Origin of the sequence: Streptomyces rubellomurinus, from assembly GCF_000961885.1 — a bacterium.
Classification (GTDB): domain Bacteria; phylum Actinomycetota; class Actinomycetes; order Streptomycetales; family Streptomycetaceae; genus Kitasatospora; species Kitasatospora rubellomurina.
The window spans coordinates 1-1,927 of record NZ_JZKH01000223.1; the positions used below are offsets into that span (position 1 = coordinate 1).

At 74.7% G+C, this 1,927-nt stretch carries 1 protein-coding gene; it reads left to right on the forward strand.

From position 1 onward, the window contains the following. Positions 1-1,927: beta-ketoacyl synthase N-terminal-like domain-containing protein (locus tag VM95_RS37390; RefSeq protein ID WP_045705817.1), on the forward strand; the 1,927-nt coding region annotated here is incomplete at both ends.

Here is a 1,927-nt window from a genome sequence, read left to right on the forward strand (position 1 = left end):
GGTGGTGCATGCGGCGGGGGTGTTGGACGACGGGACGATCGCGTCGTTGACGCCTGAGCGGCTGGCGGCGGTGCTGCGGCCGAAGGTCGACGCGGCGCTCAACCTGCACGAACTGACGGACCGTCAGGAGCTTTCCTTCTTCGTCCTGTTCTCCTCGGCTGCCGGCCTGCTCGGCAACCCCGGACAGGCCACCTACGCGGCGGCGAACACCGCCCTCGACGCGCTGGCGGCGCAGCGCCACGCCGCCGGACTGCCCGCCGTCTCCCTGGCCTGGGGCTACTGGGAACAGACCAGCGGCATGACCGGCCACCTCGACCAGGGCGAACTCGACCGGATGGCCCGGAGCGGCGTCCGGCCACTGCCCACGGAACAGGCCCTGGCCCACTTCGACGCCGCCCTCGGCGCGAGCGAACCCCTGCTGGTGCCGGCACGGTTCGACCTCCCCGCGCTGCGCACCGGCACCGCCCCGCTCCCCGCACTCCTCCGCGACCTGGTGCACCGCCCCCACCGGCGGCACGCGCAAGGACCGAACGCGGCCACCGCGGCCGCCCTCGCGGAACAGCTCGCCGGCCTGGCCGAGCCGGAGCGCGAAGCACTGCTGCTGCGCCTCGTCCGCGGGCACGTCGCCGCCGTGCTCGGCCACGCCGACCCCGAACTGATCGACACCGAACGGGCGTTCAAGGACCTCGGCTTCGACTCGCTGACCGCCGTCGAGCTGCGCAACCGCCTCGCCGAGGCGACCGGCGTACGGCTGCCCGCCACGCTGGCCTTCGACCACCCGACCCCCCTCGCCCTGGCCCGCCGGCTCCGCGACCAGGTGCTCACCACCCCGGCCGGGCGCCCGACCGCCGGCGCGCCCGCAGCGAGGGTCCGGAGCGAGGAGCCGATCGCCATCGTCGGCATGGCCTGCCGCTACCCGGGCGGGGTGTCCTCACCGGAGGAGCTGTGGGAGCTGGTCGCGGGCGGGGTGGACGCGATCGGCGACTTCCCGACCGACCGGGGCTGGGACCTCGGCACCCTGCTGGACCCGGACGGCACCCGGCTCGGCACCACCTACGCGCGCGGCGGCGGCTTCCTGGCGGACGCGGCCGGGTTCGACGCGGGGTTCTTCGGCATCTCGCCGCGTGAGGCGCTGGCGATGGATCCGCAGCAGCGGCTGCTGCTGGAGACGTCGTGGGAGGCGCTGGAGCGGGCGGGGCTGGACCCGGCGTCGTTGCGCGGCAGCCGGACCGGCGTGTTCGCGGGCGTGATGTACCACGACTACGCCACCCTGCTGCCGTCCAGTGCCGAGGACGTGGAGGGCTACCGGCTCACCGGCACCTCGGGCAGCGTGATCTCCGGTCGGCTCTCCTACAGCCTCGGGCTGGAAGGCCCGGCGGTCACTGTCGACACCGCGTGCTCCTCCTCGCTGGTCGCCCTGCACCTGGCCGCGCAGGCGCTGCGCGCGGGCGAGTGCTCGCTCGCCCTGGCGGGCGGCGTGACGGTCATGGCCACGCCCGAGGTCTTCGTCGAGTTCAGCCGCCAGCGCGGGCTGTCGCCGGACGGGCGGTGCAAGGCGTTCTCGGACGCGGCGGACGGCGCCGGGTGGTCCGAGGGCGTGGGTGTGCTGGTGGTGGAGCGGTTGTCGGACGCGGTGCGGGCCGGTCATCGGGTGCTGGCGGTGGTGCGGGGCAGCGCGGTGAACCAGGACGGTGCGTCGAACGGGTTGACGGCGCCGAACGGTCCCTCGCAGGAACGGGTGATCGAAGCGGCGCTGGCATCCAGCGGATTGACGGCCGATCAGATCGATGCGGTGGAGGCGCACGGAACCGGCACCCGGCTGGGCGATCCGATCGAGGCGCAGGCGCTGCTGGCGACGTACGGGCGGGACCGGTCCCCGGGCCGGCCGCTGTGGCTGGGGTCGGTGAAGTCGAACCTCGGGCACGCG